This window comes from Intrasporangium sp. Soil_C_50 (assembly GCF_057656595.1).
In genome coordinates this window covers 1-20,466 of record NZ_JBDGKB010000008.1, presented here as the reverse complement: position 1 = coordinate 20,466, position 20,466 = coordinate 1, and the positions used below count along the sequence as shown (strand labels likewise).

The 20,466-nt window shown below is 71.2% G+C and carries 18 protein-coding genes, 2 tRNA genes and 1 riboswitch; of the genes, 13 read left to right on the top strand and 7 right to left on the bottom strand.

All coding sequences use genetic code 11. The features are described from left to right. Positions 1–12: 12 nt before the first annotated feature. Positions 13–86 (bottom strand) — tRNA-Gly (locus AC3A5R_RS16035). Positions 87–191: 105 nt separating this feature from the next. Beyond that, positions 192–689: an FBP domain-containing protein gene (locus AC3A5R_RS16030; RefSeq protein ID WP_487621756.1), complete on the bottom strand. Its 498-nt coding sequence runs from the start codon at positions 687–689 to the stop codon at positions 192–194. A 439-nt stretch (positions 690–1,128) separates the two neighbouring features. Then, positions 1,129–1,265: riboswitch (cyclic di-AMP (ydaO/yuaA leader) on the top strand. A gap of 3 nt (positions 1,266–1,268) precedes the next feature. On the opposite strand from AC3A5R_RS16030, the gene AC3A5R_RS16025 reads away from it, so the two are divergent. Next, positions 1,269–1,856 carry a C40 family peptidase gene (locus AC3A5R_RS16025; RefSeq protein ID WP_487621755.1) on the top strand — a complete coding sequence of 196 codons (588 nt, stop codon included), beginning with the start codon at positions 1,269–1,271 and terminating at the stop codon, positions 1,854–1,856. Positions 1,857–1,892: 36 nt separating this feature from the next. On the opposite strand, the gene AC3A5R_RS16020 is transcribed toward AC3A5R_RS16025, so the two are convergent. The 4 genes from AC3A5R_RS16020 to AC3A5R_RS16005 form a co-directional block, all read right to left on the bottom strand. Continuing rightward, positions 1,893–2,903, bottom strand: a complete 1,011-nt coding sequence (locus tag AC3A5R_RS16020) for a hypothetical protein (RefSeq protein ID WP_487621754.1) — start codon at positions 2,901–2,903, stop codon at positions 1,893–1,895. Further along, entirely contained in the window at positions 2,900–3,532 is a 633-nt protein-coding gene (locus AC3A5R_RS16015; protein WP_487621753.1) for a cytochrome b N-terminal domain-containing protein, read from the bottom strand. The genes AC3A5R_RS16020 and AC3A5R_RS16015 overlap by 4 nt, the downstream gene beginning before the upstream one ends. Further along, positions 3,529–3,768 (bottom strand): hypothetical protein, encoded by a 240-nt coding sequence (locus AC3A5R_RS16010; RefSeq protein WP_487621752.1) that lies wholly within the window; start codon positions 3,766–3,768, stop codon positions 3,529–3,531. The genes AC3A5R_RS16015 and AC3A5R_RS16010 overlap by 4 nt, the downstream gene beginning before the upstream one ends. Positions 3,769–3,939: 171 nt before the next feature. After that, positions 3,940–5,409 (bottom strand): amidohydrolase family protein, encoded by a 1,470-nt coding sequence (locus AC3A5R_RS16005; RefSeq protein WP_487621751.1) that lies wholly within the window; start codon positions 5,407–5,409, stop codon positions 3,940–3,942. A 117-nt stretch (positions 5,410–5,526) separates the two neighbouring features. Here AC3A5R_RS16005 and AC3A5R_RS16000 point away from each other — a divergent pair, with 117 nt between their 5' ends. The 10 genes from AC3A5R_RS16000 to AC3A5R_RS15955 all read left to right on the top strand — a co-directional run bounded on the left by AC3A5R_RS16000 (position 5,527) and on the right by AC3A5R_RS15955 (position 18,536). Further along, complete coding sequence (locus tag AC3A5R_RS16000; protein WP_487621750.1) at positions 5,527–6,948, top strand: serine hydrolase domain-containing protein; 1,422 nt, start codon at positions 5,527–5,529, stop codon at positions 6,946–6,948. Between the two features lie 79 nt (positions 6,949–7,027). Then, positions 7,028–8,617 (top strand): ABC transporter substrate-binding protein, encoded by a 1,590-nt coding sequence (locus AC3A5R_RS15995; protein ID WP_487621749.1) that lies wholly within the window; start codon positions 7,028–7,030, stop codon positions 8,615–8,617. Between the two features lie 18 nt (positions 8,618–8,635). After that, the gene (locus tag AC3A5R_RS15990) at positions 8,636–9,646 is read left to right on the top strand and encodes an ABC transporter permease (RefSeq protein WP_487621748.1); all 1,011 of its coding nucleotides are present in this window, start codon (positions 8,636–8,638) and stop codon (positions 9,644–9,646) included. Positions 9,647–9,648: 2 nt separating this feature from the next. Then, complete coding sequence (locus AC3A5R_RS15985; protein WP_487621747.1) at positions 9,649–11,559, top strand: dipeptide/oligopeptide/nickel ABC transporter permease/ATP-binding protein; 1,911 nt, start codon at positions 9,649–9,651, stop codon at positions 11,557–11,559. Further along, the gene (locus AC3A5R_RS15980) at positions 11,556–12,323 is read left to right on the top strand and encodes an ABC transporter ATP-binding protein (RefSeq protein ID WP_487621746.1); all 768 of its coding nucleotides are present in this window, start codon (positions 11,556–11,558) and stop codon (positions 12,321–12,323) included. The genes AC3A5R_RS15985 and AC3A5R_RS15980 overlap by 4 nt, the downstream gene beginning before the upstream one ends. Continuing rightward, positions 12,320–13,723 carry a serine hydrolase domain-containing protein gene (locus AC3A5R_RS15975; RefSeq protein WP_487621745.1) on the top strand — a complete coding sequence of 468 codons (1,404 nt, stop codon included), beginning with the start codon at positions 12,320–12,322 and terminating at the stop codon, positions 13,721–13,723. The genes AC3A5R_RS15980 and AC3A5R_RS15975 overlap by 4 nt, the downstream gene beginning before the upstream one ends. After that, on the top strand, positions 13,720–14,886 hold the full coding sequence (locus tag AC3A5R_RS15970) for a M20 family metallopeptidase (RefSeq protein WP_487621744.1): 1,167 nt from the start codon (positions 13,720–13,722) through the stop codon (positions 14,884–14,886). Before AC3A5R_RS15975 ends, AC3A5R_RS15970 begins: the two co-directional genes overlap by 4 nt. Then, on the top strand, positions 14,876–15,673 hold the full coding sequence (locus tag AC3A5R_RS15965; protein ID WP_487621743.1) for a GNAT family N-acetyltransferase: 798 nt from the start codon (positions 14,876–14,878) through the stop codon (positions 15,671–15,673). The genes AC3A5R_RS15970 and AC3A5R_RS15965 overlap by 11 nt, the downstream gene beginning before the upstream one ends. Positions 15,674–15,675: 2 nt before the next feature. Next, entirely contained in the window at positions 15,676–16,794 is a 1,119-nt protein-coding gene (gene menC, locus AC3A5R_RS15960; protein WP_487621861.1) for an o-succinylbenzoate synthase, read from the top strand. A gap of 65 nt (positions 16,795–16,859) precedes the next feature. Beyond that, on the top strand, positions 16,860–18,536 hold the full coding sequence (locus AC3A5R_RS15955; RefSeq protein WP_487621742.1) for a PucR family transcriptional regulator: 1,677 nt from the start codon (positions 16,860–16,862) through the stop codon (positions 18,534–18,536). A gap of 327 nt (positions 18,537–18,863) precedes the next feature. Here the strand turns inward: AC3A5R_RS15955 and AC3A5R_RS15950 are convergent. Continuing rightward, positions 18,864–18,937, bottom strand: a tRNA-Gly gene (locus tag AC3A5R_RS15950). 109 nt (positions 18,938–19,046) lie between these two features. Between AC3A5R_RS15950 and AC3A5R_RS15945 the strand changes: the two genes are divergently transcribed. Both AC3A5R_RS15945 and AC3A5R_RS15940 read left to right on the top strand, forming a co-directional pair. After that, complete coding sequence (locus tag AC3A5R_RS15945) at positions 19,047–19,478, top strand: hypothetical protein (RefSeq protein ID WP_487621741.1); 432 nt, start codon at positions 19,047–19,049, stop codon at positions 19,476–19,478. Then, complete coding sequence (locus tag AC3A5R_RS15940; protein WP_487621740.1) at positions 19,478–20,335, top strand: SMP-30/gluconolactonase/LRE family protein; 858 nt, start codon at positions 19,478–19,480, stop codon at positions 20,333–20,335. The genes AC3A5R_RS15945 and AC3A5R_RS15940 overlap by 1 nt, the downstream gene beginning before the upstream one ends. Positions 20,336–20,466 lie beyond the last annotated feature (131 nt).

Genomic DNA, 20,466 nt, shown 5'->3' with positions numbered 1-20,466 from the left:
CCCTTCGTCTACTGGAGCAGGCGGCACGAATTGCACGTGCGTCTTCCTTCTGGAAGAAGGATGTTCTGCTACTGAACTACACCTGCGAGGCGTCGCCCACCGTAGCGGACGCTGCCTCGACCGTCCAACCCGCCGCGCCCTGACGCGCCGTGACGCGCCCTGACGCGCCGGGGGACGACGGGTCGTGGTGGTCAGCCGTGCCGGACGCGTCGCGCGAACGCCGCGGACCGCGTCCGCAGCTCCTCGACGCGTCGGTCGACGAGGGCCTGCGGGTCGAGCCCGCCCTCGAGCGCGTTCGGAAGGCGGCGCACGTGGGCCGAGCAGCTGAAGTCGGCGTGCACGAGCGTGCCGAGGCTGTTGCCGTCCCGTCCTGCGGCGCCGGCGCGGCGGGCGACGAACAGCGACACGTCACCCGTGGCGAAGACGTCCTCGCACCACGCGCACATGGCGCTGCGGCCGCCCTTCTTCTCGCTCGCGCGGAGCATGAAGCCGATCGGCTCGTCGTCGACGGGGACGACGACGTAGGCCCGCTGCGGGTTGCTGCGGTCGGTCCAGCCCAGGTAGTCGAGCGCGTCCCAGTGGTCGCTGGTCAACGACTCGAAACGGTTCGGCAACGGAGCCTGCTTCGCCTCGCGGCGCGAGCAGTTGACGAGCGATGTGCGGATCTCGTTCTCGGACAGTGGTTTCACGGTGGTTCCTTCATCGTGCATGCGCGGGCACGGCCGGATGACCCGGCCGGCCGGGTGGGGAGAGAGGTTCAGCGGTGGAACCGGTCCGCTGAGCAGGCCATGGCGGCCACCCACCTCTCCGCGGGCCTTCCCGCTCACGACGACACGACGCCCCGCATCCGCGTGCGGGGCGTCGTCCATGGTGCGTCGAACCGCTGCTGGAGTCCACCTGGTTTTCCGCCGGCGACGTTTTCCCACACGGACGCCGACTCGTCGTAAAGGCGACGAATCGGGCTGTCGTTCTGTCGACTTCGCACCGCTTTGGGCTGGCAACTGTTGACCAAGGTGGGGACCGGCCATTTTCCCGGCTCCGAGTGTCTGTCACCGTCGACTGGAGTTCATCGCCCGGGGTCTTCCCCGGGCGGCCCGCCGGGCGCCGAATCCTGTCCGCCGGTGGGGCAGTCGGGCAAGACCGCGGACAGGAACGGGGGACCCACATCCGGGCCGCACAGCCGGCCCTCGGGGTGAAGCCGCAGCAGCGGCCGGGCATCTTCCGTCCGAACCCGACAGCTCACCTCGTAGGCGTGGAAGGGATCCCCCATGTCCACCACCACCCCTGCACGTCGCATCTCCCTGTCCTCGCTCGCCCTCACGCCCCTGCTCGCCGGTGCCCTGCTCGTCGGGACCGGCGCGGCGCCACCGGCCTCGACGGCGGCCTCCCCCCCGGCCCCCCAGGTGGCCACGAGAGTGGTGGGCCCGAGGGCCGCGGCACCGTCCCCCGCCTCGGTCCGGACCGTCTCGGTCGCCTACGTCACCCCCGCCTCCATCGCCATCCCACGCGGTCTGCGAGCGGTTCGGATCGCCGCTGCCCAGCGCGGCAAGCCCTACCGGTGGGGCGGAGCCGGGCCACGCTCGTTCGACTGCTCCGGGCTCGTGTACTACGTGTACAAGAAGCGGTTGCACGTGCAGCTGCCACGCACCGCGAATGCTCAGCGGCTCAAGACGATTCGCATCGCCAAGTCGAGCGTCCGACCGGGCGACCTCATCTTCTTCATGTCCCACGGCCGGGCCTACCACGTCGGCATCTACGCCGGCCACGGCAGGATCTGGCACTCGCCGCGGCCGGGTCAGCGCGTCCAGCTCCAGAAGATCTGGACGTCGCAGTGGCGGGCTGGCCGCATTCGCTGATGAACGCTCGTCGGTCGACGTCCCCTCACCGACGCGTCAGCGGCGGCCGTCGACCGACGAGTACTTCGAGGCATCGCCGCCACGGCTGCGCCCGTACCAGTCGCGCCAGATGATCCGGTGTATCGGCACGAGCCGGGGGATGTCGCGCAGCCCGGGCAGGAACGGCAGGAGCACGAGCAGGAGCGAGAGCACCATCATCAGACCCCAGACGAGCGCGTCGGCGTTGTCGGAGGTGCTGAACGGCGGCACCTGGTACCAGAAGGTGTAGAGCCACAGCCAGGGCTGGCCGGGGTAGTTGCCGGTCTCGTTCATCATCCCCCACTGGTCGCCGCCGAGGCTCCGCGCTCGAGCCTGGTCCTCGAGGTAGGTGCCGTCGGCGAGGAGCAGCAGCCGGCGCGTCGGGTCGTTGCCGTAGAACGAGCCGTTGCTCACCATCTGCTCGAGCCCGCCGGCAGCGGCGACCTTCTGATAGGCGGTCGCGAGCGTCGGCACCGGTCCGTAGTTCCCGGCCGCCACCTGGGCCGGGTCGCCGTTGGGGGCGGCGCCGAGGGCGGTGGCGTAGGCGCTCGCCCACGCCGCGCGCTGCTCGTCGCCGGCCGTGCGCCAGCGACGGAGCGCGAGACTGAGGGTCGGGTCGCCCGTCACCGACTGGAGCGGCGTGATGACGAAGTCCTGTGCGGCGTCGACCGGGTTGGTGACGCCCGCCAGCTTCTGCAGCGGCAGCCCGAGCAGCGTCTGCCCGTCGGACGCCGTGTTGTACGGCGGCCCGTAGCCCGCCGTGGTGCTGTCGCCGGACAGCTCGGACGCGGCGGTGGCGACGACGTCGTTCGGCGCGCTCCGAGCCCAGTCCTGCAGGCTGATCGCGCGCTCGTCGGGAGACCCGAACGCGATCGCGAGCGCGATCGTCAGGACGATGACGCCGACCAGCGCGAGGACGAACTCCTTGACGAGGTCATAGCGGCGCGTCGGGAACGAGTGTGCGTCTGGCGTGCGGCGTCGGCCTCGGGGGGCGGCCCCGGCGGGTGGACGCGTCCTGGTTGTGGTCATGGCGCCGACACCTCCTCCGAGGACGGCTCGTCGAGCTCCTCCCCGAGCGGGGGCACGACGCCGTGGCGACGCACGAGGACGACGTGGACGACGGCGATGGCGCCCACGGCGAGGGGCAGGAGCGTCACGTGGAACAGGAGCATCTGCCCGGTGTCGAGGACGTTGAAGAAGGCTCCGACGCCCACGGAGTTGAGCCCGTCCTTGGCCTGGGTGCTGATCCACTGGCTGTCGAAGTTGCCTTGCACGAGGTAGCCGGTGAACGCGGTACCGATCGAGACGAGGAAGGCGACGACGCCGGTGATCCACGTCAGCGCGCGACCGCCGCGCCAGGCGGCCATCCAGAACTTGCCCCACAAATGGATGACCATGAAGAAGAAGAGCAGCTCGACCGACCACAGGTGCAGGCTGTTGACGAAGTGGCCCGTGGACGAGGTGTGCCACCAGTCGACCCCGCCGAGGGCGAGGAGGCAGCCGGTGGCGACGACGACGAACAGCGCGGCCAGGGTCAGCACGCCGAAGACGTAGATCCACGACGACACGTAGGCCGGCTGCCGGTCGGGCAGCGCCTGTCCGGGTGGCACGGTGTGCTCGATGCGGGTGCGCAGGCGCGCGGTCCAGGTGTCGCTCATGGCCGGACCTCGGTCCGGCTCTCCGGTTCGACGAGGGGGTCGACCCCCGGGTCGGCTCCCGGGTCGACTCCCGGCCCGCGGTCGGGCTCCGGGCGCGGTCTGGGGAAGGGGATGACGATGGCCGCCACGAAGACGACGACCATCAGCCCGATGATGATGGCGTTGGTGAGGGAGACGTGGACGACGCCCCAGTCGAGGTAGGTCCCGGCCCCGCTGTCCGATGCGAGCACCTGCATGGCGCGACTCCTTGGTTCGGAGCAGTGGAGGTGTCCTCCCCGGCACGCGCTGCGTCGGTCGTGATCCTTCGATCATCCACTACTACGTCATGTAGGAGCAGGGAACGGCAGAAACTCACAGGCCCCCTGTCCGCCGGGGCGGTCAGGGGTCTGGGGCGCGGGCCGACGCGTTCAGGGGAGGGCGGCGCGGATCGGACGCCCGGGGAAGGCGCCGACGTCCAGGCTGCCGTCGCGCACCACGAAGGTCCCGTCGACCAGCAGATGGCGCACGCCTACGGAGGTCCGCGTCGGGTCGACGTAGGTGGCGCGGTCGGTGATGCGGTCAGGATCGATGACCACCAGGTCGGCGTCCGCGCCGACGTCGAGCCAGCCCTTGTGCCGCGCCGCGGGAGCGAAGCCGGCGACCACCTGCGCGGGCAGGTAGGAGCAACGCCGGAAGGCCTCCGCCCACGACCACGCGCCGGTCTCGACGACCATCCGCCGAAGCGAGCGGGAGAACGTCCCGGCGGTGCGCGGATGCGTCTGCCCACCCCCGGGGAGCGGCCACTCTCGGCTGTCGGTCGAGCCGTCGGGCCACTCCACGTGCATGGCATCACTGGCGACGATCGAGTCCGGGAAGGCGAGCGCTCGCTGGAGCAGCGCCGCGTCCTCAGGCCTTTCCTCGTCGAGGAAGGAGACGACGCAGACGGCGCCGGGATCGGTCGCGCGCAGCTCGGCCAGCCGGGCGACCGAGGCGATCCGCTCGCCGGTCGCGACGAGCCTGAGCGACGATGGCTGAAGACCCCACGCGTCGAGACGTTCCGGGGCGAGGAAGTAGGCGCCGATCGCGGTGCTGCCGGCGCCGTACGGGTAGGCCTCGACGGTGACCCTGGATCCGTTGCTCCGCGCCGTGTCGAGCAGGTCCAGCACCCGGTCTACGTGCCGGCGGGAGGTGCTGTTGACGTGGCAGTGGTGCATCGACGCACCCGTCTCGGCTGCGGCTCGGACGATCTCGAGCGAACCGTCGATCGGCGTGGTCGGGTCTGCCTCGATGAGCTCACGCACGTGGGTGAAGGTCGCGGTCCCGGTCCGCGCCGCCAGGCGGGCGACGTCCAGGAACTCGTCGGGGTCGGTCCGCGGGGCGTAGCCCATGAGGACCCCGATGCCGAGCGCTCCTGCCTCGAGCTCGGACTCGAGCAGCCGTAGCCAGGCGACGCGTTCTGACGGCGAGGACGAGCGCTGCCATGCCGGGTCGCCCAGCATCTTGAGCGACGCGTGGAGGTCGGCCGCGGGCGTCGCCCCGAGGTGCACCGCGGCGCGGGCGTCGCCCCACGAGGCCGAGAAGCCGTAGTGCAGGAGCCGACCCTCGGCGGCCGCACGTGCGTAGGCCCTCCTGACCGGCATCAGCCCCGCCTCGAGGTCGAGAGTCGTCGTGACTCCGTCCAGCGCCTGCAGCCGCTGCCCGGAGATGGAGTGGACGTGGCTGTGCAGGTCCACGAAGCCCGGCCCCACCACGAGGCCGGTCACGTCGACGACAGCCGCACCCTCCGTCGCGAGATCCGGAGCGATGGCAACCACCGAGCGTCCGTCGACCGCCACGTCGGCTACTCGTTCGGTCTCGGAGCGCGGGTCGATGACGCGCCCGCCGCGCAGAATCAGCACCCCCACAGCAAACACGCGCCACGCGGCGTCATCACTGGCGAATCGCACAAACCCAGACGGGTGTTGCTGTTCGATCGGACGAACACTCGCGTCGCCGAACCGCTTACGGTGACGGCCATGTCACCACAGGACAGCCCTCTGGGCGCCGCGGGTCCACAGGCCGCCGGCCCCTGGCTCGCTGAGAACTTCGCGGGCCTCGTCAAGGAGCACGGGGTCCCCGGAGCAACGATCGCCGTGCTGGCGGGGGGCGAGGTCGCCACCGCCGCGAGCGGCGTCACGAGCCTCGCCACTCAGGTGCCGGTCGACGCCGAGACCGTCTTCCAGATCGGCTCCATCACGAAGATCTGGACCACGACGCTCGTCATGCAGCTCGTCGACGACGGGCTGCTCGACCTCGACCAGCCGCTGCTCGACCACCTGCCCGAGCTGGTCCTCGGCGACATGGAGGCGGCCAAGGCACTGACCGCGCGCCACCTGCTGACGCACACCGCCGGCTTCGAGGGCGACATCTTCACCGACACCGGCCGCGGCGAGGATGCCATCGAGAAGTACGTCGCCACCCTCACCGACCTTCCCCAGCTCTTCGCGCCGGGAGAGACCTTCTCCTACAACAACACCGCGTTCGTCGTGCTCGGCCGCCTCGTCGAGGTCCTCCGGGGCAAGCCGTACGACGACGTGCTCCTGGAGCGGATCGCGGCGCCGCTCGGTCTCGAGCGCGTCAGCCCGAGCCCCTACGAGGCGATCCGGCACCGTGCCGCCACTGGCCACGTCGTCGGTGAGGACGAGGAGCTGGCGCCGGCAACCTCCTGGGCACTGGCGCGCTCGAACGCTCCCGCGGGGTCGATGCTGGCGATGACCCCCACCGACCTGCTCGGCTTCGTGCGGATGCACCTCGACCGGGGTGTCGCGCCCGACGGCACCCGCGTGCTCAGTGCCGAGTCGGTGCAGGCGATGCAGACCCGCGAGATCGACCTGCCCCGCCTCGCTGGCATGGGCGACGCCTGGGGGCTCGGCTGGGAGCTGTTCGACGCGCCGCAGGGCACCGTCGTTGCCCACGACGGCGGCACCATCGGTCAGGCAGCCTTCCTGCGGGTGGTCCCGGAGGCAGGCGTCGCCATCGCGATGCTCACCAACGGCGGCGACGTCTTCGGTCTCTTCAACGACGTGGTCGCCACACTCCTCACCCGGCTCACGGGCGTCGAGCTGCCGCCCCGCCCGAGCCCCCCGGCAGCCCCGAAGCAGGTGGACGTCAGCCGCTACCTGGGTCGCTACGCCGACACCATCTACGACATCACCGTCAGCCAGGATCCGGACGGCCGGATCTGGCTCGACCGGCAGCCCAAGGACATCCACGCCGAGATCGGTGAGAAGCCGATCCGCTTCGAGCTCGTGCACCTCGTCGACGACAGCCTCATCACCGTCGAGGACTACCACGGCATCCATGTCGTCTTCGCCTTCATCGGCTCGGTGACGAGCGCCTCGGGCGCCGACAAGGCGAAGTACGTGCACTACGGCCGTGTGGTCGCGCGCGTCGAGTGACGCGGCGCCGGTCGAACCAGCGATACCCATCCGCATTCCACTGCACCACCCGAAGAAGCCGGAAGAAAGAGGAACGCCCATGAGGCCGGTCCGCTCGAGCGCCATCCTGGCGCTCTCCCTCTCCGTGGCCACTGTCGGCCTCACCGCCTGCGGTGGGTCCGACGGCGGCTCCAGCGCCAGCACGTATGCCGTCGGCAAGACCTTCACGATGGCGCTCTCCGCAGACCCCGGGGCACTCGACCCCCAAGGCAGCGCGTCGAGCCCACTCTTCCAGGTCAGCAAGTTCGCCTACGACAGCCTCGTCTCCGTCAATGCCAAGGGGCAGGTCGCCTCCGGCCTCGCCTCGAAGTGGTCGGTCAAGGGCAAGACGGTGACGTTCGAGATCGCATCCAAGGTCACGTGCGCAGACGGTGCGGCGTTCACCGCGCAGACCGCGGCCGACAACATCAGCTACGTCGAGGACCCGAAGAACAAGAGCCCCTTCCTCGGGGTGTTCGTGCCGGCAGGCGCGAAGGCCACGGCGAGTGGCAGCACCCTCACGGTCACCCTCGCCTCCGCGTCGCCCTTCGTGCTGGACTCGTTCGCCAACCTGCCCATGGTCTGCGACTCCGGCATGAAGAACCGCGCGTCGCTCAAGGCTGGCACGGCCGGCACCGGCCCCTACGTCCTCAAGGAGGCCGTGCCGGGGGACCACTACACCTACGCGATCCGCACCGGCTACGCCTGGGGCCCGGGCGGCGCCACGACCGCCACGACGGGCATGCCTGCCACCATCCAGGTCAAGGTCGTGCCCAACGAGACGACGGCCGCCAACCAGCTCCTCTCCGGCGCGCTCAACGCGGCAGCGATCCATGGGCCGGACGCCACCCGTCTCGAGGCGGCCAAGCTCGACCACGACGACGCGCAGGCGATCGTCGGCGAGCAGTGGTACAACCACGACAAGGCCCACGCCACAACCGACCCGGCGGTCCGGCAGGCCCTGACGCAGGCGCTGGACCTGGCCCAGCTGCAGAAGGTCATCACCTCCGACCGGGGCGGCCCGGCGACCCAGCTGGCCGTGGTCGCGCCGGCCGCCTGCACCGGCTCGTCGGTCGAGGGCAACGTCCTCGGTTCGGACGTGGCCGCCGCCGGGGCAGCGCTCGATGCCGCCGGCTGGGTCAAGGGCGCCGACGGCATCCGCGCCAAGGCCGGGAAGCCGCTGTCACTCTCCTTCCTCTACGACTCCTCGCTCGGCTCCGGCGGCAGCGCTGCGTCCGAGCTCGCCGTGGACGCGTGGAAGAAGCTCGGCGTCGCCGTCAAGGCCAAGCAGCTCGACGAGACCGGCATGGTCAACGCGATGTTCGGCACCGGCGACTGGGACATCTCCTGGGAGCCGCTCAACCTCAACACGCCGGAGCAGGGTGTCCCCTTCTTCTCGGGGCCCGCCGTGACGGGTGGCGGCAACAACATGTCCGGCATCACCAACGCGGACTACTCCGCGCACGTGCAGAAGGCCATGGGCAAGGTCGGCGCCGACAGCTGCCCCGACTGGTTGGCCGCCGAGGCCGCGCTCTTCAAGGCCAACGACGTGGTCCTGTTCGCCAACAGCAAGCTGCCGTTCTTCAGCAAGGGCGCCGACATGGACGTCCTCGGCAGCATCGTGCCCACCAGCATCCGGATGCTCGGCTGATCGGGAAGTGACCGCGAGATGACAACACTGACGCCGGCAGCCGCTCCGCCCCGGGCCGTCCCTGAACCACAGGGCCGGCTGGGTGGGAGGTGGACACGCTTCGCGCTCCGTCGTACGGGGCGGCTGCTGGTGTCGCTGTGGGTGCTGGTCACCGTGTCGTTCCTGATGATCCACCTGGTCCCGGGCGACCCGGTCCGGGCCGCCCTCGGGATGACGGCCCCGACCGAGCTGGTCGAGGCCAAACGTCAGGCGCTCGGCCTCGACGACCCACTGCTCACGCAGTACGTCCACTACCTGGGCAACCTGCTCCACGGAGACCTGGGCGAGTCGATCACGACCCAGCTCCCCGTCTCGGAGACGATCAGCCAGCGGCTTCCCGCGACGGCCTCATTGGCTGTCCTCGCGTTCCTCGTCGCCATCGCGGTCGCCGTCCCGCTGGGCGTGGCCGTAGCGGCTGCGACGCGGCGCGGTCGGCGCCGCCGCACCGAGCTGGCGTTCGCCGGTGGCAGCGTCGTGCTCGGCGCGATCCCGGACTTCCTCGTCGGCGTCGCCCTCGTCGCCGTGTTCGCGGTCGGCCTCGGGTGGTTCCCCGTCGCCGGCCGGACCGACGCCTCGTCGTACGTCCTGCCCGTGCTGGCCCTGGCCATCGGACCCGCGGCCGTCCTGGCGCGCATCGTCCGCGTCGAGATGCTTGCGGTGCTGGAGACGGACTACGTCCGCACGGCTCGGTCGAAGAGACTGCCCGCCCGACGCATCCATCTCAGGCACGCGCTTCCGAACGCCGTCACGGCGACGCTCACCCTCGGCGGCATGTTGTTGGCCTCGATGGTCGCCGGCACGGTCCTCGTCGAGAACGTCTTCTCGTGGCCCGGGCTGGGCAGCACGATCGTCCAGTCGATCGTCACCAAGGACTACCCGGTCGTGCAGGGCACGGTCCTCGTGTACGGACTCGGTGTGCTCGTCATCAACACCCTGGTCGACGTCGCGCTCGCCGTGCTCGACCCCCGTTCCACGATCGGTGAGCACTAGTCATGTCCCAACGCTGGATTCGCATCGTCAAGACGCCCGTCGGCATCGTCGGACTGGGCCTGCTCGCACTCATCGTGCTGCTCGCGGTCTTCGCCCCGATCCTCTGGGGCGACAAGGCCGGTGTCGTCGACACCGAGAACCTCCTCGCCGGTCCGTCGGCGCAGCACTGGTTCGGCACCGACAACCTGGGCCGCGACCTGTTCTTCCGGGTCCTCGTCGCCACGCGACTCTCGCTGGCGCTGACGCTGGTGGCGACCGCGCTCGGAACGGTGATCGGGCTCGTGCTCGGCACCGCGCCGCAGCTGCTCGGCGGCCGGCTCGGACGGCTCGTCACCGCGCTCGTCAACGTCTTCGTGGCGTTCCCCGGCCTGCTCCTCGTCCTCGTCTTCGCCGTCATCTTCGGCATCGGTGCGAGGGGGGCGGTCCTGGCGATCGGCCTCGCGGTCGCCCCCGGCCTCGCCCGCCTCTGCCAGACCCTGGTCGCCGGAGTGGCCGGGCTCGAGTACGTCGCCGCGGCGCGGATCGCGGGCGTCAACCGCTTCCGGATCATGGCCCGGCACGTGCTGCCCAACGTGGCGGAACCACTCATCGTCAACGTGACCATCACGGCCGGGGCCATCCTGCTGAGCTTCGCCGGGCTGTCGTTCCTCGGGCTCGGCGTCCAGGCACCGGAGTACGACTGGGGCCGGCTGATGCAGGACGGCCTGAGCGGCATCTTCGTGCACCCGCTCGCGGCGCTCGGGCCCGGCATCATGGTGGTCCTCGCCGGGCTGGCCTTCAACCTCACCGGCGAGGCGATCGCCGGGGTGTTCGGGATCTCCACGCCGACGGGCACCGGCACGGTGCGGGTGCCGACCGGAGGGACGCCGGTGGCCGAGATCCGCCACGACCACGCGGCCGGCGGCGACCTGGTGCTCGACGTCCGCGACCTCTCGGTCACCTTCCCGGGGGTGAACGGTCCTGTCCGGCCGGTCCGCGGCGTCTCGTTCGGCATCGCCGCCGGTGAGGCCGTGGGCGTCGTGGGCGAGTCGGGATCCGGAAAGTCGCTGACGGCGCTGTCGATCGCCGGCCTCGTCGAGGAGCCGGCGAGCATCGATGCCCGGCACCTGACCTTCTGCGGGACCGACCTGCTCGAGGAGCCGGCGACCGGTCAGACCCACGACACGCTGCTGGGTACCTCGCTCGCCGTCGTGTTCCAGGACCCGATGACCTCGTTCAACCCCACGATGCGGATCGGCGCCCAGCTGGCCGAGGTCGGCCGTCACCACCAGGGACTCGATCGCAAGGCGGCGTCGGAACGTGCCGTCGACCGTCTCCGGGCCGTCCGTGTCCGGGACCCGGAGCGCCGGGCCCGCCAGTACCCCTTCGAGTTCTCGGGTGGCATGCGTCAGCGCGCCATGATCGGGATGGGACTGATGGGCAGCCCCAGGCTCATCATCGCCGACGAGCCGACGACCGCGCTCGACGTCACCGTGCAGAGCCAGGTGCTGGCACTGCTCCAAGACGTACGCCGCGAGGAGGGGGCGGCTCTCCTGCTCATCAGCCACGACGTCTCGGTCGTCGCCGACGTCTGCGACCGGGTGCTCGTCATGTATGCCGGCCGGATCGTCGAGGACCTGCCGACCGCCGACCTTCGCACCAGGGCCCGACACCCGTACACCCGTGCGCTCGTCGCCGCAGTGCCGGCGATGACCACCGACGTCGACGCCCCCCTCGCCACGATCCCCGGCCACCCGGTCGAGCCGGCGCAGGTCCCGGTCGGTTGCGCCTACGCCGCGCGTTGCCCGCTCGCCACCGACCGCTGCCGCGAGCAGGACCCGACCCTGTCGGCGGCCCCGGGAGGCAGCCGCGTGGCGTGCTGGCACGCGGCGGAGCCGGCGGACGTCCTGACCGCTCAGGAGGCGCTGGCATGAGCACGCTCGAGTTCGACCACGTGACGGTGCGCTACGGCGCAAGCACCGTCCTCGACGAGGTGAGCCTGACCGTTCCCGACGGCGGGATCGTCGGGCTGGTCGGGGAGTCGGGGTCGGGCAAGTCCACGCTCGCGAAGGCGGCCGTGGGGCTTGCGCCGGTGCACGGTGGACAGATCCTGCTCGACGGAGAGCCGATCCGCCGCCGCGGTCGGCACCGGCCCGTCCAGATGGTCTTCCAGGACCCGTTCTCCTCCCTCGACCCGAGGATGACCATCGGGGAGAGCATCGCCGAGGCGCTCTACCGGCCCGAGTCGGGACGCCTCTCGCGCGCCGGCCGTCGTGCCGAGATCGCCCGGCTGCTCGAGCTGGTCCACCTCGACGCCGGCCGGGCCGGGCACCTTCCCGTGGAGCTCTCCGGCGGCCAGCGCCAGCGCGTCGCGCTCGCCAGGGCACTCGCCGGCCGGCCGAGGCTCGTGATCGCCGACGAGATCACCTCGGCGCTGGACGTCTCCGTGCAGGGCGCGGTGCTCAACCTCGTCCGCGAGATGCAGCGCGAGCTGGGCCTCTCGATGCTCTTCATCTCCCACAACCTCGCGGTCGTCCGCTACGTCGCCGGCGAGGTGGCCGTCCTCGAGGGCGGCCGAATCGTCGAGCACGGCCCCACGGCAGAGGTGCTCGGACGCCCGCAACACGACTACACCCGCCAGCTCCTGGCCGCCGTCCCCGGCGGCCACGACATCCCCACGAAGGAGACCACCCCATGACCGCGAACCGACCCGACCTCGACACCGCCCACTGGGAAGCCCGGTTCGCCGAGCTCGTGAAGAAGCACGGTGTTCCCGGCGCCCAGCTCGGCATCCTGCGCCTCGGTGCCGACGGCGCCGACGACGAGGTCTTCACGACCGCGACCGGCGTCCTGCACGCCGGTACCGGCCAGGTCGCCACGCCCGCCTCGGTCTTCCAGATCGGCTCGGTCTCCAAGGTGTGGACCGCGACCGTCGTCATGCAGCTGGTCGACGAGGGCCGGTTCGCCCTGGACACCCCGGTGGTCGAGATCGTCCCGGAGCTTGCGCTGCGCGACTCGGAAGTCACCAAGAAGGTCACGGTCTGGAACCTGCTGACCCACACGAGCGGTCTCGACGGCGACGTCTTCACCGACACCGGTCGCGGTGACGACGCCCTCGAGAAGTATGTCGCCCAGCTCGGTGACGCGGCGCAGAACCACCCCATCGGTGCGACGTGGTCGTACTGCAACTCCGGCTTCTCGCTGCTCGGCCGGGTCATCGAGGTCGTCACCGGAAAGACCTGGGACGAGGCGATGAAGGAGCGCCTCTTCGCGCCGCTCGGCCTGACCCACACGACGACGCTGCCCGAGGAGGCCATGGTCTTCGGCCACGCGATGGGCCACCTCAAGGGCGGCGACGAGCCGGAGACCGCACCGGTCTGGGGCCTGCCCCGCTCGGTCGGACCGGCCGGCCTCATCACGTCCAATCCCGACGATGTGCTGGCCTTCGCGCGGATGCACCTGACCGGTGGCCTGGCGGCGGACGGCACCCGGGTCCTCTCGGAGGAGAGCGTCGCCGCGATGGCTGGCTACCAGACCGAGTGCCCCGAGAAGATCCTGCTCGGCGACTCCTGGGGCCTGGGTTGGTTCCGCTGCGACTGGAACGGTCACCGCGCGATCGGCCACGACGGCAACACGATCGGCCAAGCCGCGTTCCTGAGGTTGCTGCCGGAGGCGGGCATCGCCGTCTCGCTGAACACCAACCTCGGCAGCGCCATCACGCTCTATCAGGAGCTCTACGAGGAGATCTTCTCGGCACTGGCCGACGTGCACCTCCCCGCGCCGTTCGAGCTGCCCGGCGAGCGGGTCCCCGTCGACCCGACACCGTACCTGGGCACGTACGCCCGCGAGTCGGTCGTCGAGGAGGTCTACCTCGAGGACGGCAGGACGTGGATGCGGACAACCGTCTCGGGGCCGGTCGCCGAGGCGTCCGGCGCCGCGGAGCCCGAGGTGCACGAGCTGATCCCGGTCGGCGAGGCCCTCTTTGCCGTCAAGCCCGACAAGAGCGCGGCGTACTACCCGGTTCGCTTCTACTCCCTGCCCACCGGCGAGGAGTACATCCACTTCGGCGCCCGCGCCACTCCCAAGAGGCCTGCATGACGACGCTCGGTGACACGCGTCGGGCGGGGCAGGCTCTCGACGAGCTGCTCGCGGACCTGCGCGAGCTGGTCGAGTGCGAGTCGCCGTCCGACGACCTCGCCGCGGTCGAACGTTCGGCGGATCTGGTCGCTCGCATCGGCACGGAACGCCTCGGCGTGGCGCCGGAGCGCATCGTCGTCGACGGAGTGCACCACCTGCGCTGGCGCTTCGGCTCGCCGACGGCACCACACCGTGTCCTGGTGCTGGCGCACCACGACACGGTGTGGCCACTCGGCACGCTCGCGCAGGCACCGTTCACGATCGCTGGCGGGGTGCTGCGCGGGCCGGGTTGCTTCGACATGATCGCCGGGCTGGTGATGGCCCTGCACGCCATCGCGGACCTGGGCGAGCGCGAGGGCGTGACGCTGCTGGTGACGGGTGACGAGGAGGTCGGCTCCGCGAGCTCCCGTGAGTTGATCGAGGACGAGGCCCGCCGTGCCCAGGCCGTGCTGGTACTCGAGGCCTCGGCCGACGGGGGTGCGCTCAAGACGGCCCGGAAGGGCACGTCGCTCTACGAGATCTGCATCTCCGGCCGGGCCGCCCATGCCGGGCTGGAGCCGCACAAGGGGGTCAATGCCACCGTCGAGCTGGCCCATCTGGTGCAGGGGGTCGCGGCGCTGGCCGACCATGGTGCCGGCACCACGGTCACGCCCACGGCGGCGACGTCCGGAACCAGCGTCAACACCGTGCCGGCCTTCGCCCGGTTCTCGGTCGACGTCCGGGCGTGGACGGCGTCGGAGCAGAGGCGCGTCGACGCTGCGTTGCGGGGGCTCCGGCCGGTGCTGCCCGGTGCGGAGGTGCAGGTCAGCGGAGGCATCAACCGGCCTCCGCTGGAGGAGGAGGCGTCGCTGCCGCTCTTCGAGCGGGCGCAGGCGGTCGCCGCACGGCTCGGGTTGGCCGAGCTGACGCGGGCGGCCGTCGGGGGTGCCTCGGACGGCAACTTCACGGCCGGTGTCGGTGTTCCGACCCTCGACGGACTCGGAGCAGTCGGCGGAGGAGCGCACGCCGAGGACGAGCACGTGCTCGTCGACCGACTGGCCGACCGGACCCTGCTGCTGCGGGTACTCATCGAGGAGCTGCTCGCGCCGTCGCCACCGAACCAGGAGCCACATCATGACCACTGAGCCGTGGGCGTCCTACGACGCCGCCGCCGCCGCGTCACGCGTCGTCGTTCGCGAGCTGCTCACCCTCGAGGAGCTGCAGGATGCTGCCGCCGTCCTCGGCCGGATCTGGGGCACTCCCGACAACCCGCCGATGAGCGCCGAGCTGCTGCGCGCCATGGGCAAGGCGGAGAGCTACGTCGCCGGTGCCTTCGACGCCGAGCACCCCGAGGGGGGCCTCGTCGGCGTCTGCGTGGGCTTCCACTCGACGCCTGCCGCCCGCGCGATGCACAGCCACATCGCCGGTGTGACGGACGCAGTCGCGGGCCGCCACGCCGGGTTCGCGCTCAAACTGCACCAGCGGGCGTGGTGCCTGGATCGCGGCATCGACCTGGCCGAGTGGACCTACGACCCGCTCGTCTCCCGAAACGCCTACTTCAACCTGGCAAAGCTCGGCGCCCGCGTCGCCGAGTACCTCCCCGACTTCTACGGCTCCATGACCGACGCGATCAACCGCGGAGACGACAGCGACCGGATCCTCGTGCACTGGTCGCTGACCTCGCCCGAGGTGGTGCAGGCGTGCGCGGGATCACCGGTGCGGGCGACCGCGCCGTCGGGTGCCGCCGCGTCCTGGGTACAGGTCCCGCGCGACATCGGGGCCCTTCGGCTCGCCGACCCCGAGCAGGCCAGGGGCTGGCGGGCCAAGGTACGCGACCAGCTGTTGGGTGCCCTGGAGGTCGGCGGGCACGTGGCCGGCTTCGACAAGGAGCGCGGCTACCTGGTCCTGCCGCACGAAGGAGATCTGTCGTGAGCGTGAAGCTCGAAGGCGTCGAGCTACGCCGTGTCGCGATGCCGCTGGTGTCGCCGTTCCGGACCTCGTTCGGGACCCAGACCGCCCGCGACATCCTGCTGCTTCGTGCCGTCGCCTCGGACGGCGAGGGCTGGGGCGAGTGCGTCGCGATGTCGGACCCCCTCTACTCGTCGGAGTACGTCGACGCGACGGCCGACGTGCTGCGTCGATTCTTCCTCCCGACGCTGGCGGCCTCGTCCGAGCAGCTGCAGCGCCACGGCGCGCCCGCGGTCAACGCGGTGCTCCACAAGTACAAGGGCCACCGGATGGCCAAGGCGGCACTGGAGATGGCCGTGCTCGACGCCGAGCTGCGGGCCGACGGGCGGTCCTGGGCGCGCGAGCTCGGGGCGGTCCACGAACGCGTGCCGTCAGGGGTGTCGGTCGGCATCTTCGACAGCATCCCGCAGCTGCTCGACGTGGTCGGCGGCTACCTCGACGCCGGCTACGTCCGGATCAAGCTCAAGATCGAGCCGGGGTGGGACGTCGAGCCGGTCCGCGCCGTGCGGGAACGCTTCGGGGACGACGTGCCCCTTCAGGTTGACGCCAACACGGCATACACCCTGCGCGACGCCCGTCACCTGGCCCAGCTCGACGACTTCGACCTGCTCCTCATCGAGCAGCCGCTCGAGGAGGAGGACGTCCTCGGCCACTCCGAGCTCGCCCGGCTCATCAAGACGCCGGTCTGCCTCGACGAGTCGATCGTCTCCGCGCAGTCCGCGGCGGCCGCCATCTCGGTCGGTGCATGCTCGATCATCAACATCAAGCCCGGACGCGTCGGCGGATACCTCGAGGCCGTGCGCATCCACGACGTGGCAGCCGCCCACGGGGTGGCCGTCTGGTGCGGCGGCATGGTCGAGACCGGGCTCGGGCGTGCAGCCAACGCGGCACTCGCCGCACTGCCCGGCTTCACCCTCCCGGGTGACATCTCCGCCTCGGATCGCTTCTACCGGACCGACGTCACCGCGCCGCTGACCATCTCCGAGGGCTGCATGGCCGTTCCCGCCGGCCCCGGTCTCGGGGTCAGCCCGATCCCCGAGCTCCTCGACGCCGTCACCACGTTCACGGAGTGGATCGCGCTCTGACCAGCGTGGGGCACCAGGAATGCGGCCTCGCCTCCCGGCCCCTCGGCGAGCCCTATCCTGAGTCGGTGAGCCAACGCCCCCGTGCGAGCCTGGGACGGGTACTCGAGGACCTGGGGGACTCGTTCCTGGAGCTGGTCGCGGGCGATCCCGAGCACGAGGGCGAGATCGGCGGCATCGTCATCCACGACCCGGACGACGAGCCGGTCCAGCCTCCGGGCGCGCTCGTCCTCGGTGTCGGCGTCCCGTCCGCGGCACTGCCGGACCTGGTTCGCGGCGCCGGACGCCAGGGCGCCATCGGGCTGATCGTCCGTGCGCCGGTGGAGATGGGCCCGACGCTCGACGCGGCGGTGCGGGAAGCCGGGCTCGCCCTGCTCGGCTTGCGTCGTGGCGCGACGTGGAGTCAGCTCACCGCGCTGCTCCGCTCCCTGCTCGCAGAGGACGACATCGGGCCCGCCGAGGCAGAGTCGATCGGCGGACTGCCGTCGGGCGACCTGTTCGCCGTGGCCAACGCGGTAGGTGCGCTCCTCGACGCTCCGGTCACGATCGAGGACCGGAGCTCACGCGTGCTGGCCTTCTCCGGTCGGCAGGACGAGGTGGACTCGTCCCGGGTCGAGACGATCATCGGGCGTCAGGTGCCGGAAAGGTACGCGAGGACGCTCACCGAGCTCGGCGTCTTCAGAGAGCTCTACCGCGAGCACCGCCCCGTCGTCATCAACCCGGCCGACCTCGGTGCCGATGAGGTCAACAAGCAGCGGGTCGCGATCGCGGTCCGTGCCGGCGACGAGGTGCTGGGGTCCATCTGGGCGGCGATGGACGGCGAGGTCACCCCCGAGCGGAGCGCAGTGCTGCAGGACTCCGCCAAGCTGGTGGCGCTGCACATGCTGCGCGTCCGCGCCGGTGCCGACGTGCAGCGTCGGCTGCGCACCGACCTCGTGAGCACCGCGCTGGAGGGTGGTGTCGGCGCGCGCGACGCGCTGAGCCGGCTCGGTCTGGCAGGCACGCCCCTTGTCGTGCTCGCTGCGACCCTGCGCGCCGGGCACCCGTACGACCCCCCGCTCAAGCCCGCCCCACCCGGAGGTGTGACCGGCAGTGGGACCGCCAGTGGGACCGGCGGTGGCTCCGGCGATCTCGAGCGGGTTGCCGATGCGCTCAGCCTGCACCTGTCGGCATCCTCGCCCAGCTCGGCCGTCGCTGTGGTCGGCGGCATCGCGTACGGCCTGCTCGCTGTGGTGGCCGGCACCGAGCCCGAGGAGCGCGCCGCCCGCCTGGCGGAGGAGTTCTGCGAGCGGGTCGGCAGTCGCTTGCCGATCGTGGTCGGCATCGGTGGGGTCGGCGAAGACGTCCGCGGGGTGACTGGTTCGCGCGAGACGGCGACCCGGGTGCTGCGGGTTCTCCGCGAGGCGCATGGAGCGCAGCGGGTCGCGCGCCTTGCCGACGTCCACGCCCAGTCCCTGCTGCTCGAGCTGCGCGACCTCGCCGCAGCGCGCGGTGAGCGCCCGGTTGGTCCCGTCGCGCGCCTTCTGGCCTACGACGAGGACAACGACTCGGACCTCACCGGAACCCTCTCGGCGTGGCTGGACGCGTTCGGCGACGTCCGCGTCTCCGCCGCCGCACTGTTCGTCCACCCCAACACACTGCGCTACCGGTTGCGGCGGCTCGAGGAGGTCAGCGGGCTCGACATCACGGATCCGGAGCAGCGGTTCGCGGCGATGGTCCAGCTGCGGATGCTTGCGCCTCGCTGAGGCGAGGGGTGCACCACCCGCTCGCGACGTTCTGCGCGGTCGCGGACGGGGTCTCGCGTCGGGGGATTCCGATGATCACGCGGAAGCCGCGGGGTGGCATCAGTCGAGGCCCGCTCAGGCACATAGGCGGCGCTGTGGGGCACTCCGCCCGTGGATCCGTAGCCGGATGGGCCTGGTGCGCTTCATGGGGTGTGCAGGCCCCGTCGAGGCTCCCGAGCGCGTCCGTCCGACCCGGGCCTACAGGTCTCTCGCTGATCCCCTGCACCGGGCGGGTCTCGACTGCGCCCTTTTTCGCGAACACACGCTCGCTTTTTCGCTAACACCTCGTGGAGCGAGCGACGGGAATCGAACCCGCGTATCCAGCTTGGGAAGCTGGCGCTCTACCATTGAGCTACGCTCGCACGGGCCGCCGGAAGGTGCCCCACCAGGGGTGTGAGGCGGCACGCGGCGTCAGTGTAGCCGACGCCCAACCACCTTCACGCACCGTCTCCCCAAGGCCCCGACACCACCATGGACCTCGCCAAGCAGACCGCCCTCGTCGAGCACGCGCGGGCCCGCGGCGGTGACTCCACCCAGGTCGCGGTCACCCTCGAGCAGTTCTTCGACGGCAACGACTGCGAGTGGTGCATCGCGCCCAACCGCGACGAGGCCATGCCCCTCGAGACCGTCCGGCGCGTCCTCTTCGACCTGCGCGAACGCGCCGAGGTGCACGATGTCCGCGTCGAGCTCGACGTGCTCGAGTTCCAGACCTATCCCGATGACGAATGGCCCTATGCGAGTGGGGTGGCCGTCATCACCACCCTCATGCCGGAGGAGGTCGACGCCATGACCGTGGACGCAGAGACCGAGCCGAGCGGCGGCCCGGCGGCGAGCGTCGACTGGCTCGTCGACGCACCGACGATGCCCGCCGGGCACCACTACGTCGGCGTGTGGTGGGACTGATGACCGGCCTCGTGCAGTCGCGGCCCGAGCAGGTCACCGCGCCGCTCTGCTACCACGCGGAGGGTCCCGTCTGGTCGCCGACGTGGGACGGTCTGCGCTGGGTCGACATGTTCGCCGGAGACGTCCTGACGCTGCACGCCGACGGCTCGGTGGCCGCGCTGCACGTCGGTGACGTCGCGGCGTTCGTGCGCCCGCGCACCCGCGGCGGGTACGTCGTCGGAACCGAGCGCGGTCTCGCCCTCGCCGATGACCCCCACGCCGATCCGGCACCGTGGCTGACGCTCTGGGACGACCCGGCGGTGCGGATGAACGAGGGCGGGTGCGATCCGCAGGGGCGGCTCCTGGCCGGCTCGATGCGCTACGACCGAGCCGCCGGCGGCGCCCGCCTCTACCGCGTCGACCCCGACGGACGCGTCGCGACCCTGCTCCCCGACGTCACCATCTCCAACGGCATCGACTTCTCGCCCGATGGCACCCTCGCCTACTACGACGACACCCCGACGGGTCGCACCGACGCGTTCGACGTCGTCGACGGCGAGCTGACGGGCCGTCGCCCCTTCCACGCCGCCGGCGTCGGCCACCCCGACGGACTGACCGTCGACTCCGCGGGCAACGTGTGGGTCGCGCTCAACGGGGCCGGACGCGTCCGCTGCGTGTCGCCGTCGGGGGAGGTGCTCGCCGAGGTCGAGCTGCCCGCACGGCTCACGACGGCCTGCGCCTTCGGGGGCGACGACCTGCGCGACCTCTACGTCACGACGTCGCGAGAGAACCTCAGCGACCCCGAGCCCGAGGCCGGCTCGGTGTTCCGGGTCAGGGTCGCCGTGCCCGGGAAGCCGGTGCTGCCCTTCGCCGGCTGACGCCTCACTGGTGGACCGTGGGGTGTGACAAGGGCAGAGTTCTTGTCGCACTACCGGTGTCGTCGGGTTACTGCCGGGCTGAGCGAGCCGCCCTGCTTTCGGGGACGGCCTGGCTGAGAGTTGCAGGGCCC

Excerpts from the sequence above, each read along its gene's own strand:
- AC3A5R_RS16025 (WP_487621755.1), top strand. The coding sequence starts at position 1,269 with ATGTCCACCACCACCCCTGCACGTCGCATCTCCCTGTCCTCGCTCGCC.
- AC3A5R_RS16020 (WP_487621754.1), bottom strand. The coding sequence starts at position 2,903 with ATGACCACAACCAGGACGCGTCCACCCGCCGGGGCCGCCCCCCGAGGC.
- AC3A5R_RS16015 (WP_487621753.1), bottom strand. The coding sequence starts at position 3,532 with ATGAGCGACACCTGGACCGCGCGCCTGCGCACCCGCATCGAGCACACC.
- AC3A5R_RS16010 (WP_487621752.1), bottom strand. The coding sequence starts at position 3,768 with ATGCAGGTGCTCGCATCGGACAGCGGGGCCGGGACCTACCTCGACTGG.
- AC3A5R_RS16000 (WP_487621750.1), top strand. The coding sequence starts at position 5,527 with ATGTCACCACAGGACAGCCCTCTGGGCGCCGCGGGTCCACAGGCCGCC.
- AC3A5R_RS15995 (WP_487621749.1), top strand. The coding sequence starts at position 7,028 with ATGAGGCCGGTCCGCTCGAGCGCCATCCTGGCGCTCTCCCTCTCCGTG.
- AC3A5R_RS15990 (WP_487621748.1), top strand. The coding sequence starts at position 8,636 with ATGACAACACTGACGCCGGCAGCCGCTCCGCCCCGGGCCGTCCCTGAA.
- AC3A5R_RS15985 (WP_487621747.1), top strand. The coding sequence starts at position 9,649 with ATGTCCCAACGCTGGATTCGCATCGTCAAGACGCCCGTCGGCATCGTC.
- AC3A5R_RS15980 (WP_487621746.1), top strand. The coding sequence starts at position 11,556 with ATGAGCACGCTCGAGTTCGACCACGTGACGGTGCGCTACGGCGCAAGC.
- AC3A5R_RS15975 (WP_487621745.1), top strand. The coding sequence starts at position 12,320 with ATGACCGCGAACCGACCCGACCTCGACACCGCCCACTGGGAAGCCCGG.
- AC3A5R_RS15970 (WP_487621744.1), top strand. The coding sequence starts at position 13,720 with ATGACGACGCTCGGTGACACGCGTCGGGCGGGGCAGGCTCTCGACGAG.
- AC3A5R_RS15965 (WP_487621743.1), top strand. The coding sequence starts at position 14,876 with ATGACCACTGAGCCGTGGGCGTCCTACGACGCCGCCGCCGCCGCGTCA.
- AC3A5R_RS15945 (WP_487621741.1), top strand. The coding sequence starts at position 19,047 with ATGGACCTCGCCAAGCAGACCGCCCTCGTCGAGCACGCGCGGGCCCGC.
- AC3A5R_RS15940 (WP_487621740.1), top strand. The coding sequence starts at position 19,478 with ATGACCGGCCTCGTGCAGTCGCGGCCCGAGCAGGTCACCGCGCCGCTC.